Annotated in this window: 26 protein-coding genes and 1 tRNA gene; 10 read left to right on the top strand and 17 right to left on the bottom strand. The window is 63.9% G+C overall.

The window, feature by feature from the left end:
• The first annotated feature begins 3 nt into the window (after nucleotides 1-3).
• From sfsA to AC1Q6Z_RS25695, 5 genes are all read left to right on the top strand, one after another.
• Nucleotides 4-723, top strand: a complete 720-nt coding sequence (gene sfsA, locus AC1Q6Z_RS25715) for a DNA/RNA nuclease SfsA (RefSeq protein ID WP_492649731.1) — start codon at nucleotides 4-6, stop codon at nucleotides 721-723.
• A 30-nt stretch (nucleotides 724-753) separates the two neighbouring features.
• A complete protein-coding gene (map, locus tag AC1Q6Z_RS25710) occupies nucleotides 754-1581 on the top strand; it encodes a type I methionyl aminopeptidase (RefSeq protein ID WP_492649730.1) in 828 nt (275 codons plus the stop codon).
• 7 nt (nucleotides 1582-1588) lie between these two features.
• The gene (radC, locus tag AC1Q6Z_RS25705; RefSeq protein ID WP_492649729.1) at nucleotides 1589-2419 is read left to right on the top strand and encodes a RadC family protein; all 831 of its coding nucleotides are present in this window, start codon (nucleotides 1589-1591) and stop codon (nucleotides 2417-2419) included.
• Between the two features lie 138 nt (nucleotides 2420-2557).
• Nucleotides 2558-3964 carry a Si-specific NAD(P)(+) transhydrogenase gene (gene sthA / locus AC1Q6Z_RS25700; RefSeq protein ID WP_492649728.1) on the top strand — a complete coding sequence of 469 codons (1407 nt, stop codon included), beginning with the start codon at nucleotides 2558-2560 and terminating at the stop codon, nucleotides 3962-3964.
• Nucleotides 3961-4764: an endonuclease/exonuclease/phosphatase family protein gene (locus tag AC1Q6Z_RS25695; protein WP_492649727.1), complete on the top strand. Its 804-nt coding sequence runs from the start codon at nucleotides 3961-3963 to the stop codon at nucleotides 4762-4764. The genes sthA and AC1Q6Z_RS25695 overlap by 4 nt, the downstream gene beginning before the upstream one ends.
• Here AC1Q6Z_RS25695 and AC1Q6Z_RS25690 read toward each other — a convergent pair.
• The 5 genes from AC1Q6Z_RS25690 to AC1Q6Z_RS25670 all read right to left on the bottom strand — a co-directional run bounded on the left by AC1Q6Z_RS25690 (nucleotide 4751) and on the right by AC1Q6Z_RS25670 (nucleotide 9192).
• On the bottom strand, nucleotides 4751-5398 hold the full coding sequence (locus AC1Q6Z_RS25690; protein ID WP_492649726.1) for a DUF2306 domain-containing protein: 648 nt from the start codon (nucleotides 5396-5398) through the stop codon (nucleotides 4751-4753). The two genes, AC1Q6Z_RS25695 and AC1Q6Z_RS25690, sit on opposite strands and share 14 nt — an antisense overlap.
• 221 nt (nucleotides 5399-5619) lie before the next feature.
• Nucleotides 5620-7095 (bottom strand): trigger factor, encoded by a 1476-nt coding sequence (gene tig / locus AC1Q6Z_RS25685; protein WP_492649725.1) that lies wholly within the window; start codon nucleotides 7093-7095, stop codon nucleotides 5620-5622.
• A gap of 179 nt (nucleotides 7096-7274) precedes the next feature.
• Nucleotides 7275-7359, bottom strand: a tRNA-Leu gene (locus tag AC1Q6Z_RS25680).
• A 136-nt stretch (nucleotides 7360-7495) separates the two neighbouring features.
• Nucleotides 7496-8086 carry a GDYXXLXY domain-containing protein gene (locus tag AC1Q6Z_RS25675; RefSeq protein WP_256116031.1) on the bottom strand — a complete coding sequence of 197 codons (591 nt, stop codon included), beginning with the start codon at nucleotides 8084-8086 and terminating at the stop codon, nucleotides 7496-7498.
• A gap of 2 nt (nucleotides 8087-8088) precedes the next feature.
• Complete coding sequence (locus AC1Q6Z_RS25670) at nucleotides 8089-9192, bottom strand: DUF2157 domain-containing protein (protein ID WP_492649724.1); 1104 nt, start codon at nucleotides 9190-9192, stop codon at nucleotides 8089-8091.
• 1097 nt (nucleotides 9193-10289) lie between these two features.
• Here AC1Q6Z_RS25670 and AC1Q6Z_RS25665 point away from each other — a divergent pair.
• The 3 genes from AC1Q6Z_RS25665 to trmFO all read left to right on the top strand — a co-directional run bounded on the left by AC1Q6Z_RS25665 (nucleotide 10290) and on the right by trmFO (nucleotide 12479).
• Entirely contained in the window at nucleotides 10290-10433 is a 144-nt protein-coding gene (locus tag AC1Q6Z_RS25665) for a DUF1127 domain-containing protein (protein WP_256116034.1), read from the top strand.
• Nucleotides 10434-10779: 346 nt separating this feature from the next.
• Nucleotides 10780-10923 carry a DUF1127 domain-containing protein gene (locus tag AC1Q6Z_RS25660; protein WP_023511883.1) on the top strand — a complete coding sequence of 48 codons (144 nt, stop codon included), beginning with the start codon at nucleotides 10780-10782 and terminating at the stop codon, nucleotides 10921-10923.
• 146 nt (nucleotides 10924-11069) lie between these two features.
• Nucleotides 11070-12479, top strand: a complete 1410-nt coding sequence (gene trmFO / locus AC1Q6Z_RS25655; protein WP_492649723.1) for a methylenetetrahydrofolate--tRNA-(uracil(54)-C(5))-methyltransferase (FADH(2)-oxidizing) TrmFO — start codon at nucleotides 11070-11072, stop codon at nucleotides 12477-12479.
• A 1-nt stretch (nucleotide 12480) separates the two neighbouring features.
• Here the strand turns inward: trmFO and AC1Q6Z_RS25650 are convergent, their stop codons facing one another.
• The 5 genes from AC1Q6Z_RS25650 to yajC form a co-directional block, all read right to left on the bottom strand.
• The gene (locus AC1Q6Z_RS25650) at nucleotides 12481-12933 is read right to left on the bottom strand and encodes a hypothetical protein (protein ID WP_492649722.1); all 453 of its coding nucleotides are present in this window, start codon (nucleotides 12931-12933) and stop codon (nucleotides 12481-12483) included.
• 77 nt (nucleotides 12934-13010) lie between these two features.
• On the bottom strand, nucleotides 13011-13853 hold the full coding sequence (locus tag AC1Q6Z_RS25645; protein ID WP_492649740.1) for a phytoene/squalene synthase family protein: 843 nt from the start codon (nucleotides 13851-13853) through the stop codon (nucleotides 13011-13013).
• 34 nt (nucleotides 13854-13887) lie between these two features.
• Nucleotides 13888-14274, bottom strand: coding sequence for an Mth938-like domain-containing protein (locus AC1Q6Z_RS25640; RefSeq protein WP_256116040.1), 387 nt, complete (start codon nucleotides 14272-14274; stop codon nucleotides 13888-13890).
• On the bottom strand, nucleotides 14267-16774 hold the full coding sequence (secD, locus tag AC1Q6Z_RS25635; RefSeq protein ID WP_492649721.1) for a protein translocase subunit SecD: 2508 nt from the start codon (nucleotides 16772-16774) through the stop codon (nucleotides 14267-14269). The genes AC1Q6Z_RS25640 and secD overlap by 8 nt, the downstream gene beginning before the upstream one ends.
• A gap of 150 nt (nucleotides 16775-16924) precedes the next feature.
• Complete coding sequence (gene yajC, locus AC1Q6Z_RS25630; protein ID WP_256116042.1) at nucleotides 16925-17260, bottom strand: preprotein translocase subunit YajC; 336 nt, start codon at nucleotides 17258-17260, stop codon at nucleotides 16925-16927.
• Nucleotides 17261-17443: 183 nt separating this feature from the next.
• On the opposite strand from yajC, the gene AC1Q6Z_RS25625 reads away from it, so the two are divergent.
• Together AC1Q6Z_RS25625 and AC1Q6Z_RS25620 are read left to right on the top strand one after the other, a co-directional pair.
• Nucleotides 17444-18313: an ATP-binding protein gene (locus AC1Q6Z_RS25625; RefSeq protein WP_435265425.1), complete on the top strand. Its 870-nt coding sequence runs from the start codon at nucleotides 17444-17446 to the stop codon at nucleotides 18311-18313.
• 10 nt (nucleotides 18314-18323) lie between these two features.
• Nucleotides 18324-18734, top strand: a complete 411-nt coding sequence (locus tag AC1Q6Z_RS25620) for a VOC family protein (RefSeq protein WP_492649720.1) — start codon at nucleotides 18324-18326, stop codon at nucleotides 18732-18734.
• A 181-nt stretch (nucleotides 18735-18915) separates the two neighbouring features.
• Here AC1Q6Z_RS25620 and AC1Q6Z_RS25615 read toward each other — a convergent pair whose 3' ends face one another.
• From AC1Q6Z_RS25615 to tatB, 7 genes are all read right to left on the bottom strand, one after another.
• The gene (locus tag AC1Q6Z_RS25615; RefSeq protein ID WP_492649719.1) at nucleotides 18916-20475 is read right to left on the bottom strand and encodes a peptidoglycan DD-metalloendopeptidase family protein; all 1560 of its coding nucleotides are present in this window, start codon (nucleotides 20473-20475) and stop codon (nucleotides 18916-18918) included.
• A gap of 150 nt (nucleotides 20476-20625) precedes the next feature.
• Entirely contained in the window at nucleotides 20626-21252 is a 627-nt protein-coding gene (locus tag AC1Q6Z_RS25610; protein WP_256116046.1) for a hypothetical protein, read from the bottom strand.
• A gap of 255 nt (nucleotides 21253-21507) precedes the next feature.
• A complete protein-coding gene (locus tag AC1Q6Z_RS25605) occupies nucleotides 21508-22164 on the bottom strand; it encodes a protein-L-isoaspartate(D-aspartate) O-methyltransferase (RefSeq protein WP_435265421.1) in 657 nt (218 codons plus the stop codon).
• Nucleotides 22161-22931, bottom strand: coding sequence for a 5'/3'-nucleotidase SurE (surE, locus tag AC1Q6Z_RS25600; RefSeq protein ID WP_492649718.1), 771 nt, complete (start codon nucleotides 22929-22931; stop codon nucleotides 22161-22163). Before surE ends, AC1Q6Z_RS25605 begins: the two co-directional genes overlap by 4 nt.
• Nucleotides 22932-22950: 19 nt before the next feature.
• The gene (gene serS, locus AC1Q6Z_RS25595) at nucleotides 22951-24234 is read right to left on the bottom strand and encodes a serine--tRNA ligase (RefSeq protein WP_256116049.1); all 1284 of its coding nucleotides are present in this window, start codon (nucleotides 24232-24234) and stop codon (nucleotides 22951-22953) included.
• A gap of 75 nt (nucleotides 24235-24309) precedes the next feature.
• Complete coding sequence (gene tatC / locus AC1Q6Z_RS25590) at nucleotides 24310-25140, bottom strand: twin-arginine translocase subunit TatC (protein WP_492649717.1); 831 nt, start codon at nucleotides 25138-25140, stop codon at nucleotides 24310-24312.
• A complete protein-coding gene (tatB, locus tag AC1Q6Z_RS25585; RefSeq protein WP_492649716.1) occupies nucleotides 25137-25748 on the bottom strand; it encodes a Sec-independent protein translocase protein TatB in 612 nt (203 codons plus the stop codon). Before tatB ends, tatC begins: the two co-directional genes overlap by 4 nt.
• Nucleotides 25749-25777: the final 29 nt, after the last annotated feature.

Here is a 25777-nt window from a genome sequence, read left to right as displayed (position 1 = left end):
GACATGAAATTCGATCCGCCGCTCGTCTCCGGCACCCTCGTGCAGCGCTACAAGCGCTTCCTGTTCGACGCCATCCTCGATGACGGATCGGCGATCACCGGCTCCTGCCCCAACACCGGCTCGATGCGCGGCCTCACCGCGCCGGGCTCGCGCATCTGGATGTCGCAGAGCGACAGCCCGACGCGCAAGCACCGGCATCGGCTGGAGCTGGTGGAGGCGGACGACACGATCGTCGGCATCAATACCGGCCTGCCGAACCGCCTCGCCGAAGAAGCGATCCGCGCCGGCCTCGTCGCCGATCTCGCCACCTATCCGGTTCTTGAGCGCGAGAGGAAATACGGCCGCAATTCCCGCATCGACATCCTGCTCTCTGGCGAAGGCCGCCCGGCGGCCTATGTCGAGGTGAAGAACGTGCATTTCCGCCGCACGCCCGGCCTCTCGGAATTCCCCGATACGGTGACGGAGCGCGGTGCAAAACATCTCGAAGAGCTCGGCGACATGGCGGAGGCGGGTTTTCGCGCCGTGATGCTTTATCTCATCCAGCGCGAGGATTGTTCGCGCTTCCGCATCTGCGCCGATCTCGACCCGACCTATGCGGCCGGCTTCCGGCGGGCGATTGCGCGCGGTGTCGAGGCCTATGCCGTCAAATGCGCGGTTACATCCCAGCAAATCCATCCTGTCGCAGCGATCGCCATGGACGAACCCGGTGTCGCTGATTTATGACGGTCTCTAAAGATTAGCGAAAGTTCGACCATGGTGACCTATATCGACGCGACCTCCGCGCCGCTGAAGAACACGGGCGTGATCCGCCTCTACGACTTGGAGGCCTTCGCCGGCATGCGCAAGGCCTGCCAGCTCACCGCGCGCTGCCTGGACGAGCTCTATCCGCTGGTGAAGCCGGGTGTCGCCACGGACGTCATCGACCGCTTCGTCTTTGAATTCGGCATGGATCACGGTGCGCTTCCGGCGACGCTGAACTATCGCGGTTACACCAAGTCGAGCTGTACCTCGATCAACCACGTCGTCTGTCACGGCATTCCGAACGACAAGCCGCTGCGCGAAGGCGATGTCGTCAATATCGACGTCACTTTCATCCTCGACGGGTGGCACGGCGATTCGAGCCGCATGTATCCGGTGGGCGAAATCAAGCGCGCCGCCGAGCGGCTGCTGGAAGTCACCCACGAATGCCTGATGCGCGGCATCGCTGCCGTGAAGCCCGGTGCGCGCACCGGCGCCATCGGCGAGGCGATCCAGATCTATGCAGAAGTCGAGCGCTGCTCCGTCGTGCGCGATTTCTGCGGCCACGGCGTCGGCCGGCTTTTCCACGATGCGCCGAACATCCTGCATTACGGCCGCGCCAATGAGGGGCCGGAGATGAAGGAGGGCATGATCTTTACCATCGAGCCGATGATCAATCTCGGCCGGCCGCATGTGAAGGTGCTGTCCGACGGCTGGACGGCGGTCACCCGCGACCGCTCGCTCTCCGCCCAATACGAACACACCGTCGGCGTGACGGCGGATGGCTGCGAGATTTTTACGCTTTCGCCCGGCGGCCTCGACCGCCCCGGCCTTCCGGCATAGGTCGCCCATGGCAGGATCGCGCGGACGAAAGGACACGACATCCTCCACCACGACGGTGGACGAGCCCGCGACCGCCAACGATCTTTTCAACCCGATAGACGAGCGCGGTCATTTCTACGAGCGCCCTGCCCGCACGACGAACGCCAAGGCGATCCCGGCGGTGGGGGAAAAGCACTATCACGGCCACCGCGAGCGACTGCGCCTGCGCTTCCGCGACAGTGGCGACGGCGCACTTGCCGACTACGAAATCCTCGAACTGCTGCTGTTCCGGCTCATTCCCCGGCGCGACACGAAGCCGGTGGCGAAGGCCCTGCTGGACCGCTTCGGCACGCTTTCCGGGGTCTTCGGCGCCACGCCCGCGCTGTTGCAGGAGGTCAAGGGCATCGGCGAGGCGGTGGCACTCGACCTGAAACTCATTTCCGCCGTCGCCCAGCGCACGCTGAAAAGCGAGATCCGCAACAAGACCGTGCTCGCCTCCTGGTCCTCCGTCATCCAATATTGCCACGCCGCCATGGCGCATGAGCCGCGCGAGCAGTTCCGCATCCTCTTCCTCGACAAGCGCAACACGCTGATCGCCGACGAGGTGCAGGGGCACGGCACGGTCGATCACACGCCGGTCTATCCGCGCGAGGTGGTGCGCCGGGCGCTCGAACTGTCGTCGACGGCGATCATTCTGGTCCACAACCACCCGTCCGGTGACCCGACCCCGTCGCGGGCGGACATCGACATGACGAAGACGATCGTGGAAACGGCGCGCCCGCTTGGTATCACGGTGCATGACCACATCATCATCGGCAAGGATGGGCATGCCAGTCTCAAGGGACTGAGACTTATGTGAAATCCCAAGATCGGGTGAACCGGCTTTCATCCGATTGAAACGGTTCGCTGTCACATTCGGTTGACGTAAAAATGCGAGGAGAAGACAATTGCTGCAACGCAATATGATTCTTCCCGCAAAAGACTGGGGCACCCTCACATGCAGGAATTCGATCTCGTCGTCGTGGGCAGCGGCCCAGCAGGCCGCCGCGGCGCCATCCAGGCCGCCAAGCTCGGGCGCAAGGTTCTGGTCATCGAACAGGGCAAGCGCGTCGGCGGCGTTTCCGTGCACACCGGCACGATCCCGTCGAAAACGCTGCGCGAGACCGCGCTGAACCTCTCCGGCTGGCGCGAGCGCGGCTTCTATGGCCGCTCCTATCGCGTGAAGCAGGAAATCAGCGCCGACGACCTGCGCCGCCGCCTGCTCATCACGCTCGACCACGAGGTCGACGTGCTGGAGCACCAGTTCGCGCGCAACCGCGTGCAGCACATCCGCGGCAAGGCGAAGTTCGTCACGCCCGATACGATGGAAATCGCCAAGGACGACGGCGAGATCGTGCATGTGAAGGGCGCCAGCATAATGCTCGCGGTCGGCACGAAACCCTATCGCCCGGAGAGCATCCCCTTCGATGGCGTCAGCGTGCTCGATAGCGACGAGCTGCTCGACATCCAGAGCCTGCCGCGCTCCATGGCCGTCATCGGCGCCGGCGTCATCGGCATCGAATATGCCACGATCTTCAGCGCGCTCGACACGCAGGTGACGGTTATCGATCCCAAGGCGACGATCCTCGATTTCATCGACAAGGAAATTATCGAGGAGTTCACCCATGATCTGCGCGACCGCAACATGAAGCTGATCCTCGGCCAGAAGGCCGACAAGGTGGAGAAGCTCGAAAACGGCAAGTGCGAGATCACGCTGGACAACGGTCGCCACGTCACCTGCGACATGGTGCTCTATGCCGCCGGCCGCGTCGGCGCAACGGACAGCCTGAACCTCGCCGCCGCCGGCCTCACCGCCGATTCGCGCGGCCGCCTCAGCGTCAACCCGGAGACGTTTCAGACCGAAGTGCCGCATATCTTCGCCGCCGGCGATGTCGTCGGCTTCCCGGCGCTTGCCTCAACCTCGATGGAACAGGGCCGCATCGCCGCCCGCGTCGCCGTCGGCGCCATTGCCAAGGAGCCGCCGAAATATTTCCCCTACGGCATCTATGCCGTGCCGGAAATCTCGACCTGCGGCCTCACCGAGGAAGAGGTCAAGGAACGCGGCATCCCCTATGAATGCGGCATGGCGCGGTTCCGCGAGACCTCGCGCGGCCACATCATGGGCCTCAATTCCGGCCTGCTGAAGATGATCTTCTCGCTGAAGACCCGCCGCCTGCTCGGCGTGCACATCGTCGGCGAAGGCGCAACCGAACTCGTCCATATCGGCCAGGCCGTTTTGAACCTGAAGGGCACCGTCGAATATTTCGTCGAAAACACCTTCAACTACCCGACGCTTGCCGAAGCCTACAAGATCGCCGGCCTCGACGCCTGGAACCGCATGGGCGACCTGTCGCAGACGGCATGAAGATCCTGTCGCTGAACGTCTGGGGCGGCATGCTGCACGCGCCGCTCATCGACTATCTCGCCGCAGTCGATGCCGATATCTATTGCCTGCAGGAAGTGCCTCGGGCCGTCGCCGCGCGGTCGGACTGGCTCACCTATCGCGACGGCGCGGTGGAACTCCAGCAGCGCGCCAATCTCTACCGGGACATCGCCAGCGCGCTTCCCGCCCATGACGGCTTCTTCGTGCCGGCCATGCGCGGCGAATTGCTGGACGGTGACCAAGCCTGCTGGCAGGAATTCGGCCTCGCCACCTTCATCCGGCAGGACATCGCGGTGATCGGCCAGGCGCTCGATTTCGTGCACGGCGCCTATTCCCCGCATGGGTTCGGCACCCATCCACGCGCCCGCAACGCCCACGCTTTCCGCCTCTACGACTACGCGGCCGATCGCGCGTTGTCCGTCGTGCAACTCCACGGCCTGCGGACGGAAGACGGCAAGGGCGATTCTCCCGTTCGCGATGCGCAGGCCGACGCCCTCGTCGCGCTCATCGAGCGCCTGCATCGCAAGGACGAAGGCCTCGTGCTGTGCGGCGACCTCAACCTCCTGCCCGACAGCCGAACCTTCAAGACGCTCGAACAGTTCGGCCTCACCGACCTCGTCACGACCCGCGGCTTCACCGACACCCGAACCTCGCTCTACAAGAAGCCCGGCCGCTATGCGGACTACATGCTGGTAAACGCGGAAGTGCCGGTCGCGGAGTTCACGGTCGTGGAAACGCCCGAAGTTTCCGATCATCGGGCGCTGCTTCTCACCCTCGGCTGACGGCAGGTCGGAGGCTTGCCCGCTGCTGCCCTGATCTGTTCCGGCGCACGAGGAATTCGGCAAGAAGAAGATTGGGTATCCAGCATCCCCACGCCAGCGCTCCGGCAACCTCGTCGTAGGACAGGCCGGCCACGACGGAGAGCCCGAGGTAGATGCGAAGTGTCACCGCGGCCATCGTCAGGGCAGCGGAGCGGATCATCCAGCGGCGATGCGCCGCCACATCCCCTGTCATCGCGAGAATGACGCCGTAGACCGTCGTACCGACCCAGGCAATGGCCAGGCAGCCGAAGCCAGAGGCTGCAACAGCGCCCGATTCGGTGCCCACCGCCAGAAAGAAGCCGCCAGCCCCGGAGGCGAGAATCGAAATCGCGTAAACCCTCCCGAGCGTTCGGTGAAGGGTGATGCGGCGTTGCCGCAACCCCGGCCATAGTTGCATGGGCACGAGAGCAAGCGCGACCGACGCCAGAACGATGTGGGCATAGAATGCGACCGGCCGCAGGTTGGCGTGATAGACGAAGTCGGCCATCGTCACCTCGACGCCTCCGAGGAGAAAGCGAAAGGAGGCAATGGCCACCACGGGACAAAGAATCCAAAGCAGGGCGAACCTGCTGATAGCGACAGTTGATTTCAACATGCGGGCGCACTCCGGCATTGCGGCCGCCACGTGCGATTTGCACAGCAGGCGCCGACCGCGTTTTCGACACGGTCATCACTGGCATAATCGAGCGTATTGGCGGGTTTCGTTGTGCTGCGCTTTGTTGCAGAGGCCGCGTGCGGCTGTTCGGGAGCACTATGCCCAAACACAAAAAGGCCGCCCAATGGGCGGCCTCTTCGTATTGAATAGGGTCGATCCGATTATTCGGCGTCGCCTTCGGCGGCCTTCTTCTTGGCCGGGGCCTTCTTCTTCGGAGCGGCTTCTTCGCCGTCCGTTGCTTCGGCCTTGGCGGCAGCCTTCTTCTTCGGCGCAGCCTTCTTGGTTTCCTTTTCGGAACCCTCTTCGTCTTCGGCCATCAGCTCGTCCTTGGAGACGGCCTTGTCCGTCACCTTGATCTCGCTGAGCAGGTGATCGACGACCTTTTCTTCGAAGATCGGCGCGCGCAGCGAAGCGGCGGCACCTGGGGTCTTCTGGAAATATTCGAGGATCTGCTTTTCCTGGCCCGGGAACTGGCGGAGCTGCTGGTAAAGCGACTGCTGCATCTCTTCGTCGGTCACCTGGATGCCGGCCTTTTCGCCAATTTCCGAGAGAACGAGGCCGAGGCGGACGCGGCGTTCGGCAAGCTTGCGGTATTCTTCGCGAGCGGCTTCTTCCGTCGTGTCTTCGTCAGCGAACGTCTTGCCGGACTGCTGGAGGTCCGTGTTGATCTGGCGCCAGATGTTTTCGAACTCGGCGTCGACCAGGCGTTCCGGCGAATCGAACTTGTACATCTCGTCGAGCTGGTCGAGGATCTGACGCTTGACCTTCTGACGGGTGACCGAGCCGTACTGGCTTTCGATCTGGCCGCGGACGATTTCGCGCAGCTTGTCGGCCGATTCGAGGCCGAGCTTCTTGGCGAGGTCGTCATTGATCTCGACGTCGGCGGCAGCAGCGACTTCCTTGACGTTGATGTCGAAGGTGGCTTCCTTGCCGGCGAGGTTTTCAGCCGGGTAATCGGCCGGGAAGGTAACGGTGATGACCTTCTCGTCGCCAGCCTTCAGGCCGATGAGTTGCTCTTCGAAGCCCGGGATGAAGCGGTTGGAGCCGATGACGAGTTCAGCGTCTTCGTCCTTGCCGCCGTCGAAGGCTTCGCCATCGACCTTGCCGAGGTAATCGATCGTGACGCGGTCGCCGTCGGCGGCCTTGCCCTTCTTGGTTTCGTAGGAACGCGCGCTTTCGGCGATCTTCAGGATCTGCTCGTCGACTTCGGCAGCGTCGACTTCAACGACTTCGCGCGTGACGGCGATGCCGGAAGCGTCCTTCAGCGTGATCGCCGGGATGACTTCGTAGGACAGGGTGAATTCGAAATCGGCTTCGGCGGCAAGGATCTTTTCCGCTTCGGCCTGGTCCTCGGTCATCACGATTTCCGGCTGCGTCGCCGACTTTTCGCCACGCTCGGAAAGGATCGCCGACGGACGGTCGCGAATGATCTCGTTGACGAGCTCAGCCATGATCGACTTGCCGTACATCTTCTTGAGATGGGCGAAGGGGACCTTGCCCGGACGGAAGCCGTTGATGCGGACACGGCCCTTGGCGTCTTCAAGACGCTCGTTCATCTGAGCTTCCATGTCCTTGGCCGGGATAACGACCTTGATTTCGCGCTTCAGCCCTTCAGCGAGCGTTTCGATAACCTGCATGTTCAAACCTTCAATTTCGAGTTGGCGGTGCTCAAACCGGCCTGCCGGTTATGGCGAGCACCCCGCCGGTCCATTTGCCAGCGGTGGCTTTACTGAATTCCGTGGCCTTTTGGCAAGCAAAATGGCGCTCTACAATGACCCACAGCCGCGGAAACCTCCATTTCCACGGTTCGTGGCTCTGGTGCGGGTAGAGAGACTTGAACTCCCACGCCTTGCGGCACCAGAACCTAAATCTGGCGTGTCTACCAATTTCACCATACCCGCGTCTCAGATACTGCAGTGCCACGGGCGGCATGGCCGCTGCCGTGGCGCCCTCCGAGCGCGGCGTCTCTATATCACCCGTTTCCGGCGGATCAAAGGAAAAATGCGGAGCAGAGCGGCGTGATCCAGCCCGTTCTCGTCAATAGAGCGGTTCGTCATAAATCGGCTCGCCCTTCAGGATGAGCCGGGCGATCTGCGGCGTGCCCTCCTTCGAGACGCGCGCCTCCACCTCCAGTTCCTCCTGGTTGCGGGCATCCTCCAGCACTTTGCCCTCGCCTTCCGGCACATAATAGCGCTCGATGCCGTAGCTGACGAAGATGTTATCCGGCAGGACATTGTCCACCGACGAATAATATTCGAAGGGCAGCGTGCGCAGCACGACGCTGCCTTCCGCCGGCGCAAGGTCGCCGAAACTCGCCTCGCTTGCCGTCCATAGGCCGTCCGCGCCGGGCTTCAGCCGCACCGACATGCGCACCTGCTGGCTGTCCTTCGGTATCTCGCCCGTCACGATATCCTTCGGGATCGTCGAGATCGGATAGGACAGGATGACGTAGTCGCCGCGCAGCAGGTCGCGCGGATCGACGGGCAGCGTCTTCAATTTAATGTCGGCGCCGCTGCGCAGGATCGAGGCGCGGCTTTCGACCATATAACCGAGCACCGCGGTCTGGAGGGCAGCGGCGACGATGGCGGCGGCAAGCGGGGGCACGCGGAGGAAACTGGATATCGTCATGCTCACGCCTCCACCTTGGTTTCAGCCTTGGAAAAACGCCGTTCCAGCGCGATCACGCCCCAGGCGATCAGAGCCACCACCAGGCCCGAGACGAGGAAGAAGCCGGACGTGCCGATGATGGAGCCGATCGTTTCGGAGGCGAGATAGAGCGTCTCGGCAGCGAAAGCACCGTAGCCGAGATAACGCACCGCCCCGTTCTCCTTGCCCGAAAGCGCAATGCCGGCGATGGCGGCCATGAGCGTGAGGATGCCGAGGAACAGCCGGTCCGCCACATTGTCGAATTCGGCATGCAGCACGAGAAGGCCGACCATCAGCACCAGGTAGGAATAGAAGGCGGGTGCGGCGCCGGCGCTGCGGGCAAAGGCATGGAGCGGCGACTGCGGCACGGCGGCCAGCAGATAGGCGACCGCGCCGAAGGCGGCAATCGCGATGGCGGTCGTCGGCGTCTCGTATTCGCTATAGATAAAGGCGAGCCAGGTGACGAGCAGCAGATAGGCGAAATGGCGGACCCGCGCGGCGCCGGTATACCGCACCAGCAGGATGATGATGACGGCCATCAGCGGCATCAGCCAGAGCAGCACGGTCTCATTGGCGCTGTAGGATTGCGTCCAGTCCGCACCGGAAACGACGAAGGCGAGGAAACCCGCGACGGCGGTGACGGCGCCCGAGCGGAAGAGCGCAGCCGCTACGACCGCGCCGACGAACCAGACGAGCATCGCCTGGAACGTATCGCCGGAGAGATGGTACATCTGCCCGACGAGCGCGATCGCGCCGCCGAAGGCGAGCGTGCCGAACACCAGGAAGGCGGCGGCCAGCCGCTCCGCGCCGCGCGTGATGAGCACCGCGCCGGCCAGATAGGCGCCCCAGATTAGCCCGACGATGCCGACAAGCCGCACGAGGCGCGGAATGGCATCCCAGTTGGCGGCGACCAGCAGCAGGACTGCGGCAGCGACCAGCAATGCCGCAATGATCATCAGCACGCGGCCGAGGCTGAAGGAACTGGGGCGTGAATCGTATTCCTTGAGCAGCCGCCCGACGGTTGGCGCGTCGATCAGGCCCTGCACCTCCCAGAGTTTGAGGTCGCGCTCCAGCCTGCCCCTGTACATGCGTTCCTGCTCCGTTCCAAAAATACCACTCGATCGCGCCGATTCCGGCTCTGTCAACAGGGACGATATAGGTTGCGGAGAAATTCGCAATCGGGGCGAAAACTCGAAAAATGGGCAAATCTTCGCGAGTTACGCCCTTGAATGCGGACCAATGACCACCAAGATAAACGGGAAATAAAGAAATACATGGTAATTCTAGCCCTCAAGAGCCGATCGGCTCGGCGGTTTCGGGCATGCAGCGGGCGCATATCATCCATGCCCATATTGCACTGCACAAAATCGACGGGCGCGGTTATAGTTCAGTCATCGGATCAGAGATGGTCCGGCCCGGAAATCGAGGCGCCGCGTTTCGTAAGGCGACAGAGGACCGGAAGAGCGGATTGGTCGAACGCCTGGCATGATGCCTGAAGACCCGATGTCCGGAAACGGGGATCGACATGGAATTCGGGGCGACGCACTCCTCCTCCCAGCGTCGCTTCGATACGATTGGCAACACTCCTCCTCCCAGTTGCCAGTCACCTTCAATGACGCCCGCTGGATCTCCTCCCCCAGCGGGCGTTATTATTTGCGCCAGACGCATGGCGCACCCTCCCTTTCCCGGCAAAATCCTTCGACGCTGCGTAGATCCGCGCAAAGTTTGCGCAATCGCGCGCATCTGGCGCCGAACGCATGCAAACGGCGCATGGGTGCCATTCCGATCGCGCTCTTTTTTACGCGGCGGCGCCATCCTATATTCCTCTCATCGGTCGGGCGACGATCTCCTCCTCCCAACGTCCCCGACAGGATCGGCACCCCTCCTCCTCCCAGGTTGCCGATCGAGACCAGAAACGCCCGCCGGATCTCCTCCCCGGCGGGCGTTTCTTTTTGCACTGCACCCAACCAGAGACGCATACCGGCCTTAACCTTTGTGGCCGAAAGCCCGGATTTTGGCCAGAATTTTGCCAAAATTTCTGCTTGACATGCGTAAAATGCATGGGTGCCGTGCTGGAACAGCGCTGTTCTTTTCGGCGGCGCAGCGTATATTCCGTTTCATCAGATCAGGGCGGCGCCAAAGACGAGCGGCCGCCCAGTACGAAGCCCAAGAAAGGGGTAATCACATGAACCTGGCACGCTCTTTTAACAACTGGCGCAAGTATCGTCAGACCGTCAATGAACTCGGCCGCATGTCGGACCGCGAGCTCCGCGACCTCGGCATCGGCCGCAGCGATATCCCGTACATCGCTCGCAAGGCTTCCAACTAAGCCGAACGACCGTTAACGGTCCTTTTTCGAACGCCCTCCGGTTCCCGCCGGAGGGCGTTTTGCTGTGCGTGACTTATTGCGCCGCACAATGTCGCGATTCATCGTCTGCGACACGCCTGCTTTTCTTCCCCGAAAATGCTGAAAATCCCTATCCGCCTGGAATATCGGCACTTTCTGCCTATTCTGCTCGCACCGTTCGCAACTGCCCGATCCGTGATCGTCTTATTGCACAAATGCATAGCAGCTGCATTTTCTTTGCACTGCACATTAACAAGAGTGTCGCGTATATAAGCATCACAAACCGGTTGACAGACGTCCCGGACAACCGCTTCGAGGAGCAAAGACGATGAACCCGATCCGCATTGCAAAGAACTGGATTTCCTACCGCCGCACGATGAACGAGCTCGGCAACCTGTCGAACCACACGCTGTCCGACATCGGCCTGACGCGTTACGACATCCGCGACATCGCAGCCCGTTCCTTCCGCTAAGACATCAGCCGAATTTCCGCCGCTGCGGCCGGAATAGGCGACGCGCGAGGAACGCTTCAAACGGCACCATCTGGTGCCGTTTTTGATTCAAGCTTTTGATTTCGGGGTGATGGAAAGCCGCACGCCGCCGTGGTAACGAACCGGCCATGAACAACACCTCCTTCCCAGCCCCCATCCATATCATCGGCGGCGGCCTTGCAGGCTCCGAAGCCGCCTGGCAGATCGCCGAGCGTGGCGTGCCCGTCATCCTGCATGAAATGCGCGGCGTGCGCGGCACGGATGCCCACAAGACGGACGGCCTTGCCGAGCTCGTCTGTTCCAACTCCTTCCGCTCCGACGATGCGACCAGCAATGCGGTCGGCGTGCTGCACGCCGAAATGCGGCTGGCCGGTTCGCTGATCATGCGTTCGGCCGATGCCAACCAGGTGCCGGCCGGCGGCGCGCTCGCGGTCGATCGCGATGGCTTTTCCGTCGCCGTCACGGCCGCTCTCGAAAGCCACCCGCTGATCACCATCACGCGCGAGGAAGTGACCGGACTGCCGCCGGAGGAATGGGACCAGGCGATCATCGCGACCGGTCCGCTGACCGCACCATCGCTCGCCGCAGCGATCCAGGCGCGCACCGGCGCCGATTCGCTCGCCTTCTTCGATGCCATCGCGCCGATCGTGCACACGGCAAGCATCGACATGGACATCTGCTGGTTCCAGTCGCGCTACGATAAGGTCGGCCCCGGCGGCACGGGCAAGGACTATATCAACTGCCCGATGGACGAAGAGCAGTACAATGCCTTCATCGACGCGCTGATCGCCGGCGACACGACGGGCTTCAAGGAATGGGAAGGCACGCCCTATTTTGACGGCTGCCTGCCGATCGAGGTGATGGCGGAGCGCGGCCGCGAGACGCTGCGCCACGGGCCGATGAAGCCGATGGGCCTCACCAATGCGCATAACCCGACCGTCAAGGCCTATGCCGTCGTGCAGCTTCGCCAGGACAATGCGCTCGGCACGCTCTACAACATGGTCGGCTTCCAGACAAAGCTGAAATATGGCGCGCAGGCAGAGATCTTTCGCCTGATTCCCGGGCTCGAAAATGCGGAATTCGCCCGGCTCGGCGGCCTGCACCGCAACACCTACATCAACTCGCCGACGCTGCTCGACCGTTCGCTGACGCTGAAGGGCCGCCCGGGCCTGCGTTTTGCCGGCCAGATCACCGGCTGCGAAGGCTATGTGGAAAGCGCCAGCATCGGCCTGCTCGCCGGCCGGTTCGCCGCCGCCGAGCGCTTGGGCGAGACGCCCTCGCTGCCGCCCGAAACCACCGCCTTCGGCGCGCTGCTGAACCATATAACCGGTGGCCACATCGTCTCCGACGACGAGCCGGGCAAGCGTTCCTTCCAGCCGATGAACGTCAATTTCGGCCTGTTCCCGCCGCTGGAGCCGGGCGCGGTGACCAGACCCGAGGGCCTGAAGCGCTTTCGCGGCAAGGACAAGGCGATCGCCAAGAAGCACGCCACTGCCGCCCGCGCGCTGGAAGACTGCGCGCGCTGGTTAAGCCTGTGAATTAGTGCGGCTGGCCCGCGGCCTGCGGGTCAACGCTGGCGATACCAGGCATGAAGCTGCCGAGCAGCCACAGCGAGACTTCCGCGGCGTCCCGTTCGTCGCGGAACTCGAAGGTGCCCCCCTCGTAGGCGGCATTGGCGAACTTGACATCGAGGCGCTTCGGGCCGGCGCCGTTGACGCGCACCGTACCGGGTTCGATCAGGTGGCAGGAATAGTGATGGCCGTGCGCATTCATGCAGCCGGCCTTGCCGTCATGCAGCCGCAGGAACACCGTGCGGCCGTTTGCGGTGGTGATCATCTCGCGGATCGCCTCGTCGGGAAAAGCCCGGCCGAATTCCAGGATCGCCAGGCCGGCATCCTCGCCCGCCAGCTCCTGCTCCTCCTCCCGGCGAAACACCTGACGAAAGACCAGGCCGGCCAAGAGCAGGCTGGCGATGGTGATGGTCCAGAGCATCGGCGCGACTCCTCCGCGAAAAACGTCCTGACGCTGTAGCCGACAAGGCTTGCGCCAGTTTTGCGTCCCGTCAATTTTTAGAACGGCCCGCGCCGCATCGCCCGCCACATCCACCATTGCCGCCGCCACTGCGCCGGCTGGGGGGAGCGTTCGAGCGCCGCGGCGCCCGCCTTCTCCGCGGCGTCCAATATATGCGGAACGAACGCGACGGGCAAAAAGGCCGGGCGATTCGCCGGCGAGACGCCGCTTGCCGCCCGCGCCTTGGCCAGATGCTCGCGGCCGAGACCCACGAATGCCTGCACGGCGCGCGTGGCCGCAGCGGCATCGCTGCCGCCGAGAAGCGCTTCCGGCGTCAGGCCCGTCGCGGCCAGGAGATCGGCCGGCAGGTAGACCTGCCCGCGGCGGCGGTGGATCGGCAGCAGCAGGAGCGTTCCGGCCACCGTCTGCGCCACGCCAGCATGGCCGGCCGCATCCGCCGATTTTGGCGCGGTGGCGGGATCGAGGATGAGGCTCGCAAGCTGGATCAGCGCGGAGGCCGTCTCGCCGGCATAACCTTCGAAGGACGCGCGGCTCTCCATCGGGTCGTTATAGACGTCAAAGATGCGCGCTTCGATCATGTCCGTCAGTACGGCGATCGGCAACCGGTGCTCCCGGACGCAGGCCATCAGGCCGGCCGCAAGCGGGTTGGCCATGGCGTCGCCGTCGGCCTCTCCCTCCAGCAGGTCGCGCCACCATTGCAGGCGGATTTCGCCGGGAAGCGCCTCGCGCACCACGTCGCGCACGCGGGCGATCTCGGCATTGAAGGCGTAGAGCGCGGCAAGCGCGCCGCGCTTTTCCACTGGTGCCAGCAGGCAGGCGAGATAGCGGTCGCGATCGGTCTCGCGAAGCACCGTCAGGCAGTGCTCGTAATGGGCATCCATCTTGTCGGTCACGTCGAAAAAACCGCCTTCCGCGTCACACCGCGATCAGCGCCGCGGCGACCGCCCGGCTTTCCGCCAGCATGACATTGAACGTGCGCACGGCGGCCCCCGTGCTCATCGGGTCGGAGCTGATCCGGCGCTCCTTGAGCGCCGCCTTGATATCCGCCGGCAGCGGGCGGATGTCCTTGCCGGTGCCGACCAGCAGCACCTCGATATCGCCCGCCTCGTCCAGCACGCGCTGGAGATCAGCGACCGTCAGCGCCTCGCCCTCCTCCTTGTCCCAGCCGTGGATGCCGGAGGGCAGGCAGAGAATGGAGCCGCGGTGCGACATGTCGGCAAAGCGGAAACCGCCATTGCCATATGCGTCGATCGGCGCACGACCGGGGAAGTGCGCCTCGCGGATTTCGATGCCTTTAGCCATTGCTTTCCGTCGCTTCCGTAACCGGTGCCTTACCACCCTTGCCCGGGCGGTAGCGCTCCGGCTGCAGGCGGAACAGGATGAGGATCGGTCCGGCAATATAGATAGAGGAAATGGTGCCGATCGCCACCCCGAAGAGCAGCGTCAGCGCGAAGGTGCGGATCGCCTCGCCGCCGAACAGCGCCAGCGCCGAAAGCGCGATCAGCGTCGTCGCCGAGGTCAGCACCGTGCGCGACAGCGTGCGGTTGATCGCGTCGTCGATCAGGATCGGCAGCGGCATCTGCTTGAAATTCCGAAGATTTTCGCGGATCCGGTCATAGACGACCATGGTGTCGTTCAAGGAATAGCCGGCGACGGTCAGGAGGGCTGCGACGGCGGTGATGTTGAACTCGATCTTGGCGAGCGCCAGGAAGCCGAGCGTGAAGAACACGTCATGCGCCAGCGCGATGATGGCGCCGATGGCGAAGTGCCACTCGAAGCGGACCCAGATATAGGCGACGAGCGCCAAGAGGCCGACGACGAAGCCGAGCGTCGCCGTGTCGATCAGCTCGCCGGATATTGCCGGGCCGACCACTTCGACGCGGCGGAAGTCGTAATCGTCTTCGAGCTCGCCGCGGGCGATGAGCACGGAGGTCTGCTCGGCATTCTCGCCCTCGCCGGCTGACGTCAGCCGCACCAGCGCGTGGCGCGCATCGCGGTGCTTGGTGACGTTCAGCACATCGACGCCGGCATCCGTCAGGCGCGCGGCAATATCGTCGGGATCGGCATTGCCCGCCTTCGCCTGCACTTCCAGCGCCGCGCCGCCGGTGAAATCGATACCGGGCTTGAGCTTTCCAGCAATCAGCAGGCCCGCGATGGAGAGCGAGAGCACGGCCGTCATCAGGAAGACGACGTTGCGCACCGCCATGAAGCGCAGATTGAGGCTGTCGAAGAAGCCGGAGCGCACGCCCTTCGGCAGGTGCGTCGCATGGCTGCGGTTGAGCCAGGCGCTGACAAGGCGGCGCGTCAGCGTGAAGGTGGTGATGAGCGTTGCCAAAAGGCCAATGCCGACGGCAAGCGCGAAGGCGCGCACCGGCGCGGCCGAGAGCAGGAAGAGCACCGCGATGGCGATGAACATGGTGATGGAGGCATCGAGCACCGTGGCGCGCGCACGGCGGAAGCCGACCAGCACGGCGCGCGAGAGCTCGCGCCCGCCCTTCACCTCCTCGCGAATGCGCTCGAAGATCAGCACGCTGGCATCCACCGTGATGCCGACGGTGAGCACAATGCCGGCGATCATGGAAAGCGACAGCGGCGCCCCGACCAGCGCCAGCACGGCGAAGGTGAGGATGACGTTGAAGAACAGTGCTATCGAGGCGATGACCCCGAGCACGCCATAGAAGAAGGTCATGAAGGCGACGACGGCCCCGACAGCGACGACGAGCGCAGCGGCCATCGTGACCCTGGACGTCGTGCCGAGCGCCGGCTCGATCGAGCGCTCCTCGATGATGGTGAGCGGTGCGGGCAGCGGGCCGCTGGCGATGATGCGCGCGAGGTTTCCCGCACCCTCCGCGTCGAAATCGCCGGAAAGCCGGCCGACGCCATCCGTGATGGCGCCCTGGATGCGCGAGGTCGAGATGATCTGGCCGTCAAGCAGGATCGCGATGGTGCGGCCGCTGTTTTCGCGCGTGAAGGCGGCGAGCCGCTCGGCCGCTTCGCCTCTCAGCACGAATTCGATGAAGGGTTCGCCATTGGCGGCCGGCTGCGCGGAGGCGACGTCGGACGCGGTGAAGAGATCGTCCTGCCGGACGAGATAGCCGACCGGCGGCTCCCCGGTGGAGTAGAGCACTTCGGAGCCCGCCGGCGCGCCGTCCTCGATCGCCGTGTTGACCGGCACGCTGTCATCGACCAGCCGTGCGGAGAGCCGGCCGACCTGCGCCAGCATGTCCTTGACACGCTGCGGGTTGGTGAGGCCCGGCATGGCGACGACGATGCGGTCATGCTCGCCGCGCCCGACGACAAGGGTGGGGATATCCAGGCTCTCGACGCGGCGGCGGACCGCATCGACAGCGCCAAGCGAGGCGACGCGGACGGAATCGTCGATGGCTGCAGCCGATAAGACGAGGCGGAATGCGTTGGTTTCAGGCTCACTCAGCGTGCCGAGATCGAGGCCGGCGAGCGTCGTGCGAGCGGCCTCAACGCGATCGGCGGCCGTCACCGTCACGTCGATCGTGTCGTCCGCGCCGTTGAGGTCGCTATAGGGAACGCGCGCAGCGCGCAGCGCATTGCCGATCGTTTCCACGGCGGCGCGCAGCCGGTCGGCGGCGATGTCGCTGCGCGAAACCTCCAGCACGAGGCGGGAGCCGCCGGTGAGGTCGATGCCGGGCTCGAGGCGGTGCATCGTCAGCCAGCCGGGAAGAAGAGCGGCCGTGCGCGTGGGCAAAAGGCTGGGCAGAATGACAAGAAGGCTCGCCGCAAGGACGAGCCAGAGGGAAACGGTCTTCCAGCGGGCGGATTGCTGCATCGCGGTCTCGCCTACGGCAACTCCAGCAAAAAGGGCGGAACGCGGTCCTGCTGGCATTGCGTAAAAACAAAAACAACCCGGCACGGACGCCGGCTGAAAACCAGTCGGGCCGTCCGGCCGGGTTTTTGCCCGGCCAGGCGGCAGGCCAAGTTATTCCTTGACGGGTTCGCCCTTGACGCGGACTTCGCTGATGCCGCTGCGCACGACGCGCACCTTCATGCCCTCGGCGATTTCGACTTCAAGCTCGTGGTCGTCGACGACCTTGGTGACCTTGCCGACGATGCCACCGCCGGTGACGACCTGGTCGCCGCGGCGGATGTTCTTCAGAAGCTCTTCGCGACGCTTCATGTTGGCACGCTGCGGGCGGATGATGAGGAAATACATCACCACGAAGATCAGCAGAAACGGCAGGACCGACATGAGAATGTCTGCACCGCCAGCTGCCCCGCCGGGTGCCGTCTGGGCGAAGGCCTCGGTAATGAACATCAGCTACTCCTTGAAATCTTGAATTTGTGCGGCCTGAGGGGCCATTTCGGTTGCCGGAATATAGGCAAGCAGGCCTTGAATGCAACACACGAGACTGAGAAGCCGGCTCTTTTCAAGCGCTTTCCCCCTTTTCGCCACCCGCCGCCCCATGTTACCCGGCAGGGACGCATGAGGAGAGAGAAATTGCAGGAAGACCACGTCAAGCTTTTGCTCGCCGAAATCGGCCGTATCAATGCCGCGCTGGAACGCCTCGCCGGCCCCGCGCCCGCCATCAACGACTGGAACGCCGCCGACGTCTTCGTCTGGTCGCCGGCCCGCCAGCACCTCCAGCCGGTGAAGCGCCCGAACCGCATCGACATCGAACTCATCCGCGGCGTCGACCATGTGCGCGACATCCTCGTCGACAACACCGTGCGATTCGCCCGCGGCCTGCCGGCCAACAACGTGCTGCTCTGGGGCGCGCGCGGCATGGGCAAGTCGTCGCTGGTAAAATCGGTGCATGCGCTTGCTGCCAAGGAGACCGGCAGCGGCCTGAAACTCGTCGAGGTGCACCGCGAGGATATTTCGACGCTGCCGGCGCTGATGGAGATCCTAAAGGACGCGCCCGCGCCCATCATCATCTTCTGCGACGACCTCTCCTTCGACCATGACGACACGTCCTACAAGTCGCTGAAGGCGGCGCTGGACGGTGGCGTGGAAGGCCGGCCGGACAATGTGCTGCTCTATGCCACCTCCAACCGCCGGCACCTCCTGCCGCGCGACATGATGGAGAACGAGCAGTCGACGGCGATCAATCCCTCCGAGGCCGTCGAGGAAAAGGTGTCGCTTTCCGACCGTTTCGGCCTCTGGCTCGGCTTCTACAAGTGCAGCCAGACCGAATATCTCGAAATGATCGACGGTTATGCCGGCCATTTCGACCTCGACCTCCCCGCGGAGCAACTCCACGCCGAGGCGCTCGAATGGGCGACGACGCGCGGCTCCCGCTCCGGCCGCGTCGCCTGGCAATATGTGCAGGACCTCGCGGGGCGGCTCGGCAAACCGCTGGTGAAATGACGGCCGCCCGATGCGCTTCGTCAATCCGATCCCCTTCGTCCGCGACATCGGTCGCTCCCGGGATTTCTACCGCGACAGGCTCGGCCTGAAGGTTCTGGAGGATTTCGGAACCTTCGTGCTCTTCGAGACCGGCTTTGCGATCCACGACGGACGCGCGCTGGAGCAGACCGTCTGGCGAAAGGAAGCAAGTGGGGAAGAGCCCTACGGGCGAAAGAACCTGCTGCTCTATTTCGAGCATGAGGACGTCGATGCAGCCTTCGCGGCCATCGCGCCGCATGTGGAGCTGATACACCCGGTCGAACGGCAGGCCTGGGGCCAGCGTGTCTTCCGGTTTTACGATCCGGACGGGCATGCGATCGAGATCGGCGAGCCGCAGATGGAAATAAGCAAGGCGACGGGACCACCTTGCTTTGATCGGTAAACCTCGCCCCACCCTCTGTCGTCATCCTCGGCCTTGAGCCGAGGATCCACATTCGCGGCGTGGCCGTGGATGGATGGTCGGGTCACGCCCGACCATGGCGGAGGAGAGGTCGAGCGGCTTTATCAGAAACAACAAGGCCCGGTCGAACCGGGCCTTGTTGTTTTTCCTATGGACGATCAACCTATTCCAGGAAGGTCATCGGGTTGACCGGGGTGGCGTTCTTGCGCACCTCGAAGTGGACCTTCGGGCGGGTGGCGTTGCCGCTCATGCCGGAGGTGGCGACCGTCTGGCCGCGCTGGATCTTCTGGCCGCGCTGCACGCTCAGGTCGCCGGCATGGCCGTAGACCGTGACGGTGCCGTCGTCGTGGCGCACGAGAACCGCGTTGCCGAGTTCCTTGAGGCTGCTGCCGGCATAGATGACCACGCCGTTTTCGGCTGCCTTGATCGGCGTGCCTTCCGGAACCGAGATGTCGATGCCGTCGTTGCGGTTGCCTTCGACATTCGCGCCGTAGCCGGCAATGACCGCGCCGCGCACCGGCCAGCGATATTTGCCGATGCCGGTCGATTCGGGGGCATCTTCCGTCACGTCCGACTTTTCGGTCGCTTCGGTCACGGAGACAGTCTTCACCGGTGCCTTGTAGGTTTCCGGCTTCTTTTCCGTCGTCTCGACCCTCTTTTCCTTGTTGACCGGAACCGAGGCCGTCGTCGTCTTGTCCGTCGTCGTTTCGACGCTCGCGCCGCCGGCCGGGATCGTCAGCTTCTGGCCGATGCGGATCGATGCGGTCTCAAGGCCGTTCGCCTTCTTCAGCGCATCGACGGAAACGCCGTTGCTGCGCGCGATCTTCGCAAGCGAGTCGCCCGGCTGCACTTCGTAGCCGGCCTTGCCCTTGCCTTCGCCGGCCTCGGCGACCTTGGAATTCGTCTGGCCGCTTTCCGACTTCACCTTGTCCCGCGTGGAGGTGCCGGGCAGGATGGCGACGTTCTGCTCGCCCTTGCGCTCCGGCGTCGGCAGCTTTTCGCCGACCTTCAGCGTGTGGTCCGTCGAGGCCTTGGCGGCACTTGCCGTCGTGCTGAAGGTCGGGATGACGATCTTCTGGCCGGGCTCGGCATCCGCAGCGCGCTTCAGGCCGTTGGCGGCGAGAATTTCCTTTTCCGGCACACCATAGCGGTTGGCGAGCGTCTTCACGCTTTCGCCCTGGCGCAGCATGACGACCGGTGCGTTCTTTGTCGACCAGCCGGCCTTGCCCTTGACGGTTGACGTCGTCAGCGTGTCGACTTCCTTGACCTTGCGCTCGGGAAGCTCCTGGGCCATCGCGACGTCGCGCTCGGCTTCCTGGCGGGCGCCAGCGGTCGGGTCGTTGAGTTCGCCGCGCTGTACGGTCATCGGCGTCGTGGCGAGCCGCGTGCCGGAGCCGCCGGTGGTGGATGTGTTGATCGGGTCGTAGGAGACCGTGCCCTGATCCGGGAATTCCTGGTTCAGCGCCTGCTCGCGAGTGCCCATCTGGTCGGTTGCGACGACCTGCTGGCCGTTGCCGACCGAGCCGCGCGGCACGACATTGTTGCCGAAGAGCGTGCGGCGCGGGACCGAACTCGTCGTGATGTTGTCTGAGCCGGAGGAGGAGAAGAGGCCGCCAAAACGGGAGACGTCCGAGCTGCACCCGGTCGCTACGCTTGCCAGCAGGGCGGCGGCCACGAGGCGGGTCGCGGTCCTACCAAAACTCGGCGATACACTCTTACGCATGAGACTACCCAATCGGTACGCTACTTGATGTAGACCGATTAAAGCGCGTTAGAGTTACTGCACGGTTAAGGACGGGCTATCCGCAACAGGTTTTTGATGAATTGATAACCATGGTGCCCCCGCACCATGGCAAAACGAGGGTGATAAGCCTCAGAAGCCCGTCGCGTACATGCTGTCGGCGCGCGAGATGCGGCCGTTGACGCGGGCGACATTCTCGACATCGGCAGCACTAGGCTGGAAGATCGCCGAAATGGGCGTCGCGCGGCGCGTGGCCCGCTCGCCGAGGACGGCGGCGTTTTCGAGGGCGGCGTCGGGCGCCGTCATGTCGAGGGCGCTTTCATTATAGGCGATGGCTTGCAGGGCGGCGACGGCCGGCTCGCGTGTTCCGGCATAACGCGCGCTGCGCTGGTCCTGCGCCGGCATGCTGTCGAAATATTCGACATAGGCGCGGTAATAGGCCTTGCGGTCGTCCTTCTCCAGGAAATGGCCGAAGGCGGCATATTCGCGCTTTTCGAGTTCTGATGTGTCGAGGTTGTCCCGCTCGGCAGCCGTCAGTGCCGGCAGGCTGGATGTCGTCTCTTCCCTGGCAACACTCAGCACGAGCAGCGCATCGACCGTCAGGCCGACATGGGAGGACGGGTCGTAGCTGCCGCCGGCGAGATGCGCGGTCGATCCGGCCTCGGCATTCTCCTCGACAGCCTTGCCTGCAGCCTTGCCTGCGAGATAGGCGAGGCTGTCGCTGGTCGAGCTGCTGGTGATCCTGTTCGAGACGTACATTTCCCTCTCCATCGGAACGACCTCAAAAAACCGGCGTCCTGTGTGGAAACTTCTGCTTCGCTATCGGCCTACGCCCCGAAGCTTGCGCGAAGCTTGCGTTGGTTAACAAAAGGTTAACGCGCTGGAATCGCGACGGGAATCCGTGCGGTGCGCCGAGGCGCATGCGCTGGAGCCACTGATTTTCCGGGAAAAAACGCCACGAGACTCAGCAGGCGAGCCCCTGCCAAGCCGTAAAAGCCATGGATGAGAGTTTGATTAGAGGGCCTGCGCCATCTGCGGCACGATCGGCAGGTAAGGCACCTCGAAGAGGTCCTCGCGGTCGAAGCGGCTGCCGGTCTTGGTCAGCTTCAGCATGCGGCACTCGGTGTCGCTGACCATGACGGGGGCGATCAGCATGCCGCCGGAGACGAGCTGCTCGGCGAAGAAGCGCGGCAAGGCCTGAAAGGCGGCGGTGACGAGGATGCGGTCGAAGGTGCCCTCGCCCGGCATGCCGTTGCTGCCATCGGCCTGGCGCACGATGACGTTGCGGATGCCGGCCTTCTCGATGGACTGCTGTGCATTGGTGGCGAGCGTGCGGTAGCGGTCGACCGTCAGCACGCGCTCCGTCAGGCGGCCCATGACGGCGGCGGTGAAGCCGCTGCCGGTGCCGACTTCGAGAATCCGCTGGCCTGCCTTCAGGCTCAGGAGGTGCAGCACGCGCACCGCAAGGTCGATGCCCTCCATGAAGGAGCCGCAGTCGAGCGGCAGGACGCGGCGCGAATAGGCCTCGCCGGCAAACTGCGGCGGCACGAAGAGCGTGCGCGGCGTCTGCTCCACGGCCGTCAGGAGGTCGAGATTGTTGATGCCCTGCCCGCGCAGGCGCAACGCGAGCGCGGCAAAACCTTCCTTCTCGATCACCCGTCCCGTGTTCAATCCGCATCCTCGCCGTTGAGCACGCGCTGCACGCGATCGAGCACGGTGTAGTCCGTGAGGTCGAGTTTCAGCGGCGTGACCGAGATCTTGTGATTCTTGACCGCGTGGATATCGGTGCCGACGCGGAAATCGCCCTTGCGCTCGCCGAAGCGCAGCCAGTAATAGGGGAAGCCCCGGCCATCGGCGCGCTCGTCGATCGTGAGACCGAAATCGAGCTTGCCCTGGCTCGTCACCTCGACGCCCTTGAGTTCGGCGGGGGTGCAGTTGGGGAAGTTCAGGTTAAAGAAGGTCCAGTCCGGCAGCTCGACGTCCATCAGCTGGCGGATGAGTTTTGGCGCGAAGGTTTCCGCCACTTCCCACGACACGACGCGGCCGCTGGCATGGTGGTAGGCCTGGCTCAGCGCCATCGACTTGATGCCCTGCAGCGTGCCCTCGATGGCGCCGGCGATCGTGCCCGAATAGGTGACGTCATCGGCCATGTTGGCGCCGGCATTGACGCCGGAGAGGACGAGGTCCGGCTTGACGTCCAAAACTTCGCGCACGCCCATGATGACGCAGTCCGTCGGCGTGCCGCGCAGCGCATAACGCTTGTCGTCGATCTTGCGCAGGCGCAGCGGCTCGGAAAGAGTCAGGGAGTGGGCAAGGCCGCTCTGGTCGGTCTCGGGTGCCACGACCCAGACGTCGTCCGTCAGTTCCCGGGCGATCCGCTCGAGGGCGGCGAGGCCCTCGGCGTGGATGCCGTCGTCATTGGTCAGAAGGATGCGCATCTCGTCTCCGCCCGCCGCCTCAGGCGGCCTTCTCGATCTTCTTCAGGCCGCCCATATAGGGCAGCAGGACATCGGGCACCGTGATCGTGCCGTCCTCGTTCAGGTAGTTTTCCATGACGGCGATGAGCGCGCGGCCGACGGCCGTGCCCGAGCCGTTCAGCGTGTGCACGAACTTCGTCGCCTTGTCGTCCTTGCCGCGATAGCGCGCATTCATGCGGCGCGCCTGGAAATCGCCGCAGACCGAAACGGACGAGATTTCGCGGAACGTATCCTGTCCCGGCAGCCAGACTTCCAGGTCGTAGGTCTTGCGGGCGCCAAAACCCATGTCGCCGGTGCACAGCGTCATGACGCGGTAGTGCAGGCCGAGGCGCTTGAGGATTTCTTCGGCGCAGGCGGTCATTCGCTCGTGTTCGTCGATCGAGCTGTCCGCATCGGTGATCGAGACGAGTTCGCACTTCATGAACTGGTGCTGGCGCAGCATGCCGCGCGTGTCGCGGCCGGCCGAGCCCGCTTCCGAGCGGAAGCACGGGGTGAGCGCCGTGAAACGCAGCGGCAGCTTGTCCTGGTCGAGGATTTCCTCGCGCACGAGGTTGGTGAGCGAAACTTCCGCCGTCGGGATCAGCCAGCGGCCGTCCGTGGTGCGAAACAGGTCTTCCGCGAACTTGGGAAGCTGGCCAGTGCCGTACATGGCGTCGTCGCGCACCAGCAGCGGCGCATGCACTTCCGTGTAGCCGTGTTCGCCGGTGTGGACGTCGATCATGAACTGGCCGAGCGCGCGCTCCAGGCGGGCAAGCTGGCCCTTCAGCACGGTGAAGCGCGAGCCGGCGATCTTTGCCGCGGCCTCGAAATCCATCCAGCCGAGCGCCTCGCCGATTTCATAATGCTCCAGCGGCTTGTGGTTCCAGCCGGGCTTGGCTCCCCATTGCAGCTTTTCCACATTGCCGGTCTCGTCCGAGCCGACCGGCACGTCGTCAAACGGGATGTTGGGAATGCGCGAGAGCTGGTCGGTGAGCTCGGCGGTGACCTGGCGCTCTTCCTCTTCGGCTGCGGGAAGCAGATCCTTGATGGCGGAGACTTCGGCCTTCAGCTTGTCGGCAAGCTCGCCGTTCTTCTGCGCCATCGCCGCGCCGATCTCCTTGGAGGCGGCGTTGCGGCGCGACTGCATGTCCTGCGCCTTCTGGATGACGCTGCGGCGCTTCTCGTCGAGGTCGATCAGCGCCTTTGCGAGGGGACTTGCGCCGCGCTTCGCCAGGGCGGCGTCGAAGGCGTCGGCATTGTCGCGGATCCATTTGATATCAAGCATTGTCGTTCCAGGCGTTCTTTGGATGAAGGCTCACCCCGCCCGGCAGCGACCTGCGGCAACGCCGCGGGAAAAGCCTCAGTCGGCCTCGCCCGGGGTTGCTGCGACCTCGTTTTCCGCGTCTTGCGCGTTCGAGGCGTTCGCCCGCTGCCGTTCGATGAGTCGGGCCGTATAGATGGAAATCTCGTAGAGAAGGATGGCCGGCAGTGCAAGGCCGATCTGGGAAACCGGATCGGGCGGCGTCAGCACGGCCGCCACCACGAAGGCGATGACGATCGCGTATTTGCGCTTGTCCTTCAGCGTCTGCGACGAGATGAAACCGGCGCGCACCAGGAGCGACGAGATGACCGGAAGCTGGAACACGAGGCCGAAGGCGAAGATCAGCGACATGATCAGGCTGAGATATTCGGAAACCTTCGGCAGAAGCTGAATGGAGACCTGCCCCTCGCCGCCGCCCTGCTCCATGGCAAGGAAGAACCACATGACCATGGGCGTGAAGAAGAAATAGACCAGTGCGGCGCCGATCAGGAACAGGATCGGCGAAGCGATCAGGAACGGCAGGAAGGCCGAGCGCTCGTTCTTGTAGAGGCCGGGCGCCACGAATTTATAGACCTGCTGGGCGATCACCGGGAAAGCGATGACGAAGGCGCCGAACATGGCGACCTTGATCTGCGTGAAGAAGAATTCCTGCGGCGCCGTGTAGATCAGTTCCACATTGCGATGCGTCAGCCCCGCCCACTCCACCGCCCATTTGAACGGCAGGACGAGCAGGTTGAAGAGTTGTTTGGCGAAATAGAAGCAGACGAGGAAGGCGACAAAAAACGAACCCACCGCCCAGAGCAGGCGCTGGCGGAGCTCGATCAGGTGCTCGATCAGCGGCTGGGGCTTGTCTTCGATATCGCCGCTCATGCCTCGTCCTTCTTGGTCTTTGTCGTCTTGGCCTTGGCGGGAGCGGCCTTCTTGGCCGTGGCAACCTTTGCTGCCGGCTTGGCAGCGGCCTTCGTCTCGGCCTCGACCTTGGCGGCCGCCTTGCGCGGCTTCGTGGTCTTGACGGCCGTTTCGGCAGGCTTCTTCGCCGCCGTCTTCTTTGTCGGCCCCGCCTTCAGCGGGACGGCCGCCACTGGCTCTGCCGAGGCGGGCTTGTTGGCCTCGGACGGCACGGCGAGCGGCACGCTCTCCGCCGGCGTGCTTGTGGTCGCCGACGATGTAACGGAGCTGGCCGACTTCTGCAGGTCCGCCTTGATGTCGTTGCCCATCTGGCGCAGCGGATTAACCGCGTCGCGGATGGTGTTCAGCGGATTGAGCTTCTGCGCCTCGCCGATCGTCTTCTTCACATCTTCGAGATCGGCCTCGCGCAGCGCCTCGTCGAACTGCTGGCGGAAATCGCTCGCCATACCGCGCATCTTCGACATCATGCGGCCGAACGTGCGCAGCATCTGCGGAAGGTCCTTCGGACCGACCACGATGATCAAAACGATCGCGATGACGAGTATTTCGGTCCAGCCGACATCAAGCATTGGGTATTGTCCTCATGGGCCGCGAACCA

Source organism: Shinella sp. GW835-FHT14H05 (assembly GCF_058793575.1).
Note: the sequence above shows the minus strand (reverse complement) of the source record. Positions and strands in the feature narration are given on the sequence as shown.

What these genes read in the sequence shown, in the direction of transcription:
- sfsA (WP_492649731.1), top strand. Translation starts at nt 4, where the DNA reads ATGAAATTCGATCCGCCGCTCGTCTCCGGCACCCTCGTGCAGCGCTAC.
- map (WP_492649730.1), top strand. Translation starts at nt 754, where the DNA reads ATGGTGACCTATATCGACGCGACCTCCGCGCCGCTGAAGAACACGGGC.
- radC (WP_492649729.1), top strand. Translation starts at nt 1,589, where the DNA reads ATGGCAGGATCGCGCGGACGAAAGGACACGACATCCTCCACCACGACG.
- sthA (WP_492649728.1), top strand. Translation starts at nt 2,558, where the DNA reads ATGCAGGAATTCGATCTCGTCGTCGTGGGCAGCGGCCCAGCAGGCCGC.
- AC1Q6Z_RS25695 (WP_492649727.1), top strand. Translation starts at nt 3,961, where the DNA reads ATGAAGATCCTGTCGCTGAACGTCTGGGGCGGCATGCTGCACGCGCCG.
- AC1Q6Z_RS25690 (WP_492649726.1), bottom strand. Translation starts at nt 5,398, where the DNA reads ATGTTGAAATCAACTGTCGCTATCAGCAGGTTCGCCCTGCTTTGGATT.
- tig (WP_492649725.1), bottom strand. Translation starts at nt 7,095, where the DNA reads ATGCAGGTTATCGAAACGCTCGCTGAAGGGCTGAAGCGCGAAATCAAG.
- AC1Q6Z_RS25675 (WP_256116031.1), bottom strand. Translation starts at nt 8,086, where the DNA reads ATGACGATATCCAGTTTCCTCCGCGTGCCCCCGCTTGCCGCCGCCATC.
- AC1Q6Z_RS25670 (WP_492649724.1), bottom strand. Translation starts at nt 9,192, where the DNA reads ATGTACAGGGGCAGGCTGGAGCGCGACCTCAAACTCTGGGAGGTGCAG.
- AC1Q6Z_RS25665 (WP_256116034.1), top strand. Translation starts at nt 10,290, where the DNA reads ATGAACCTGGCACGCTCTTTTAACAACTGGCGCAAGTATCGTCAGACC.
- AC1Q6Z_RS25660 (WP_023511883.1), top strand. Translation starts at nt 10,780, where the DNA reads ATGAACCCGATCCGCATTGCAAAGAACTGGATTTCCTACCGCCGCACG.
- trmFO (WP_492649723.1), top strand. Translation starts at nt 11,070, where the DNA reads ATGAACAACACCTCCTTCCCAGCCCCCATCCATATCATCGGCGGCGGC.
- AC1Q6Z_RS25650 (WP_492649722.1), bottom strand. Translation starts at nt 12,933, where the DNA reads ATGCTCTGGACCATCACCATCGCCAGCCTGCTCTTGGCCGGCCTGGTC.
- AC1Q6Z_RS25645 (WP_492649740.1), bottom strand. Translation starts at nt 13,853, where the DNA reads ATGGATGCCCATTACGAGCACTGCCTGACGGTGCTTCGCGAGACCGAT.
- AC1Q6Z_RS25640 (WP_256116040.1), bottom strand. Translation starts at nt 14,274, where the DNA reads ATGGCTAAAGGCATCGAAATCCGCGAGGCGCACTTCCCCGGTCGTGCG.
- secD (WP_492649721.1), bottom strand. Translation starts at nt 16,774, where the DNA reads ATGCAGCAATCCGCCCGCTGGAAGACCGTTTCCCTCTGGCTCGTCCTT.
- yajC (WP_256116042.1), bottom strand. Translation starts at nt 17,260, where the DNA reads ATGTTCATTACCGAGGCCTTCGCCCAGACGGCACCCGGCGGGGCAGCT.
- AC1Q6Z_RS25620 (WP_492649720.1), top strand. Translation starts at nt 18,324, where the DNA reads ATGCGCTTCGTCAATCCGATCCCCTTCGTCCGCGACATCGGTCGCTCC.
- AC1Q6Z_RS25615 (WP_492649719.1), bottom strand. Translation starts at nt 20,475, where the DNA reads ATGCGTAAGAGTGTATCGCCGAGTTTTGGTAGGACCGCGACCCGCCTC.
- AC1Q6Z_RS25610 (WP_256116046.1), bottom strand. Translation starts at nt 21,252, where the DNA reads ATGTACGTCTCGAACAGGATCACCAGCAGCTCGACCAGCGACAGCCTC.
- surE (WP_492649718.1), bottom strand. Translation starts at nt 22,931, where the DNA reads ATGCGCATCCTTCTGACCAATGACGACGGCATCCACGCCGAGGGCCTC.
- serS (WP_256116049.1), bottom strand. Translation starts at nt 24,234, where the DNA reads ATGCTTGATATCAAATGGATCCGCGACAATGCCGACGCCTTCGACGCC.
- tatC (WP_492649717.1), bottom strand. Translation starts at nt 25,140, where the DNA reads ATGAGCGGCGATATCGAAGACAAGCCCCAGCCGCTGATCGAGCACCTG.
- tatB (WP_492649716.1), bottom strand. Translation starts at nt 25,748, where the DNA reads ATGCTTGATGTCGGCTGGACCGAAATACTCGTCATCGCGATCGTTTTG.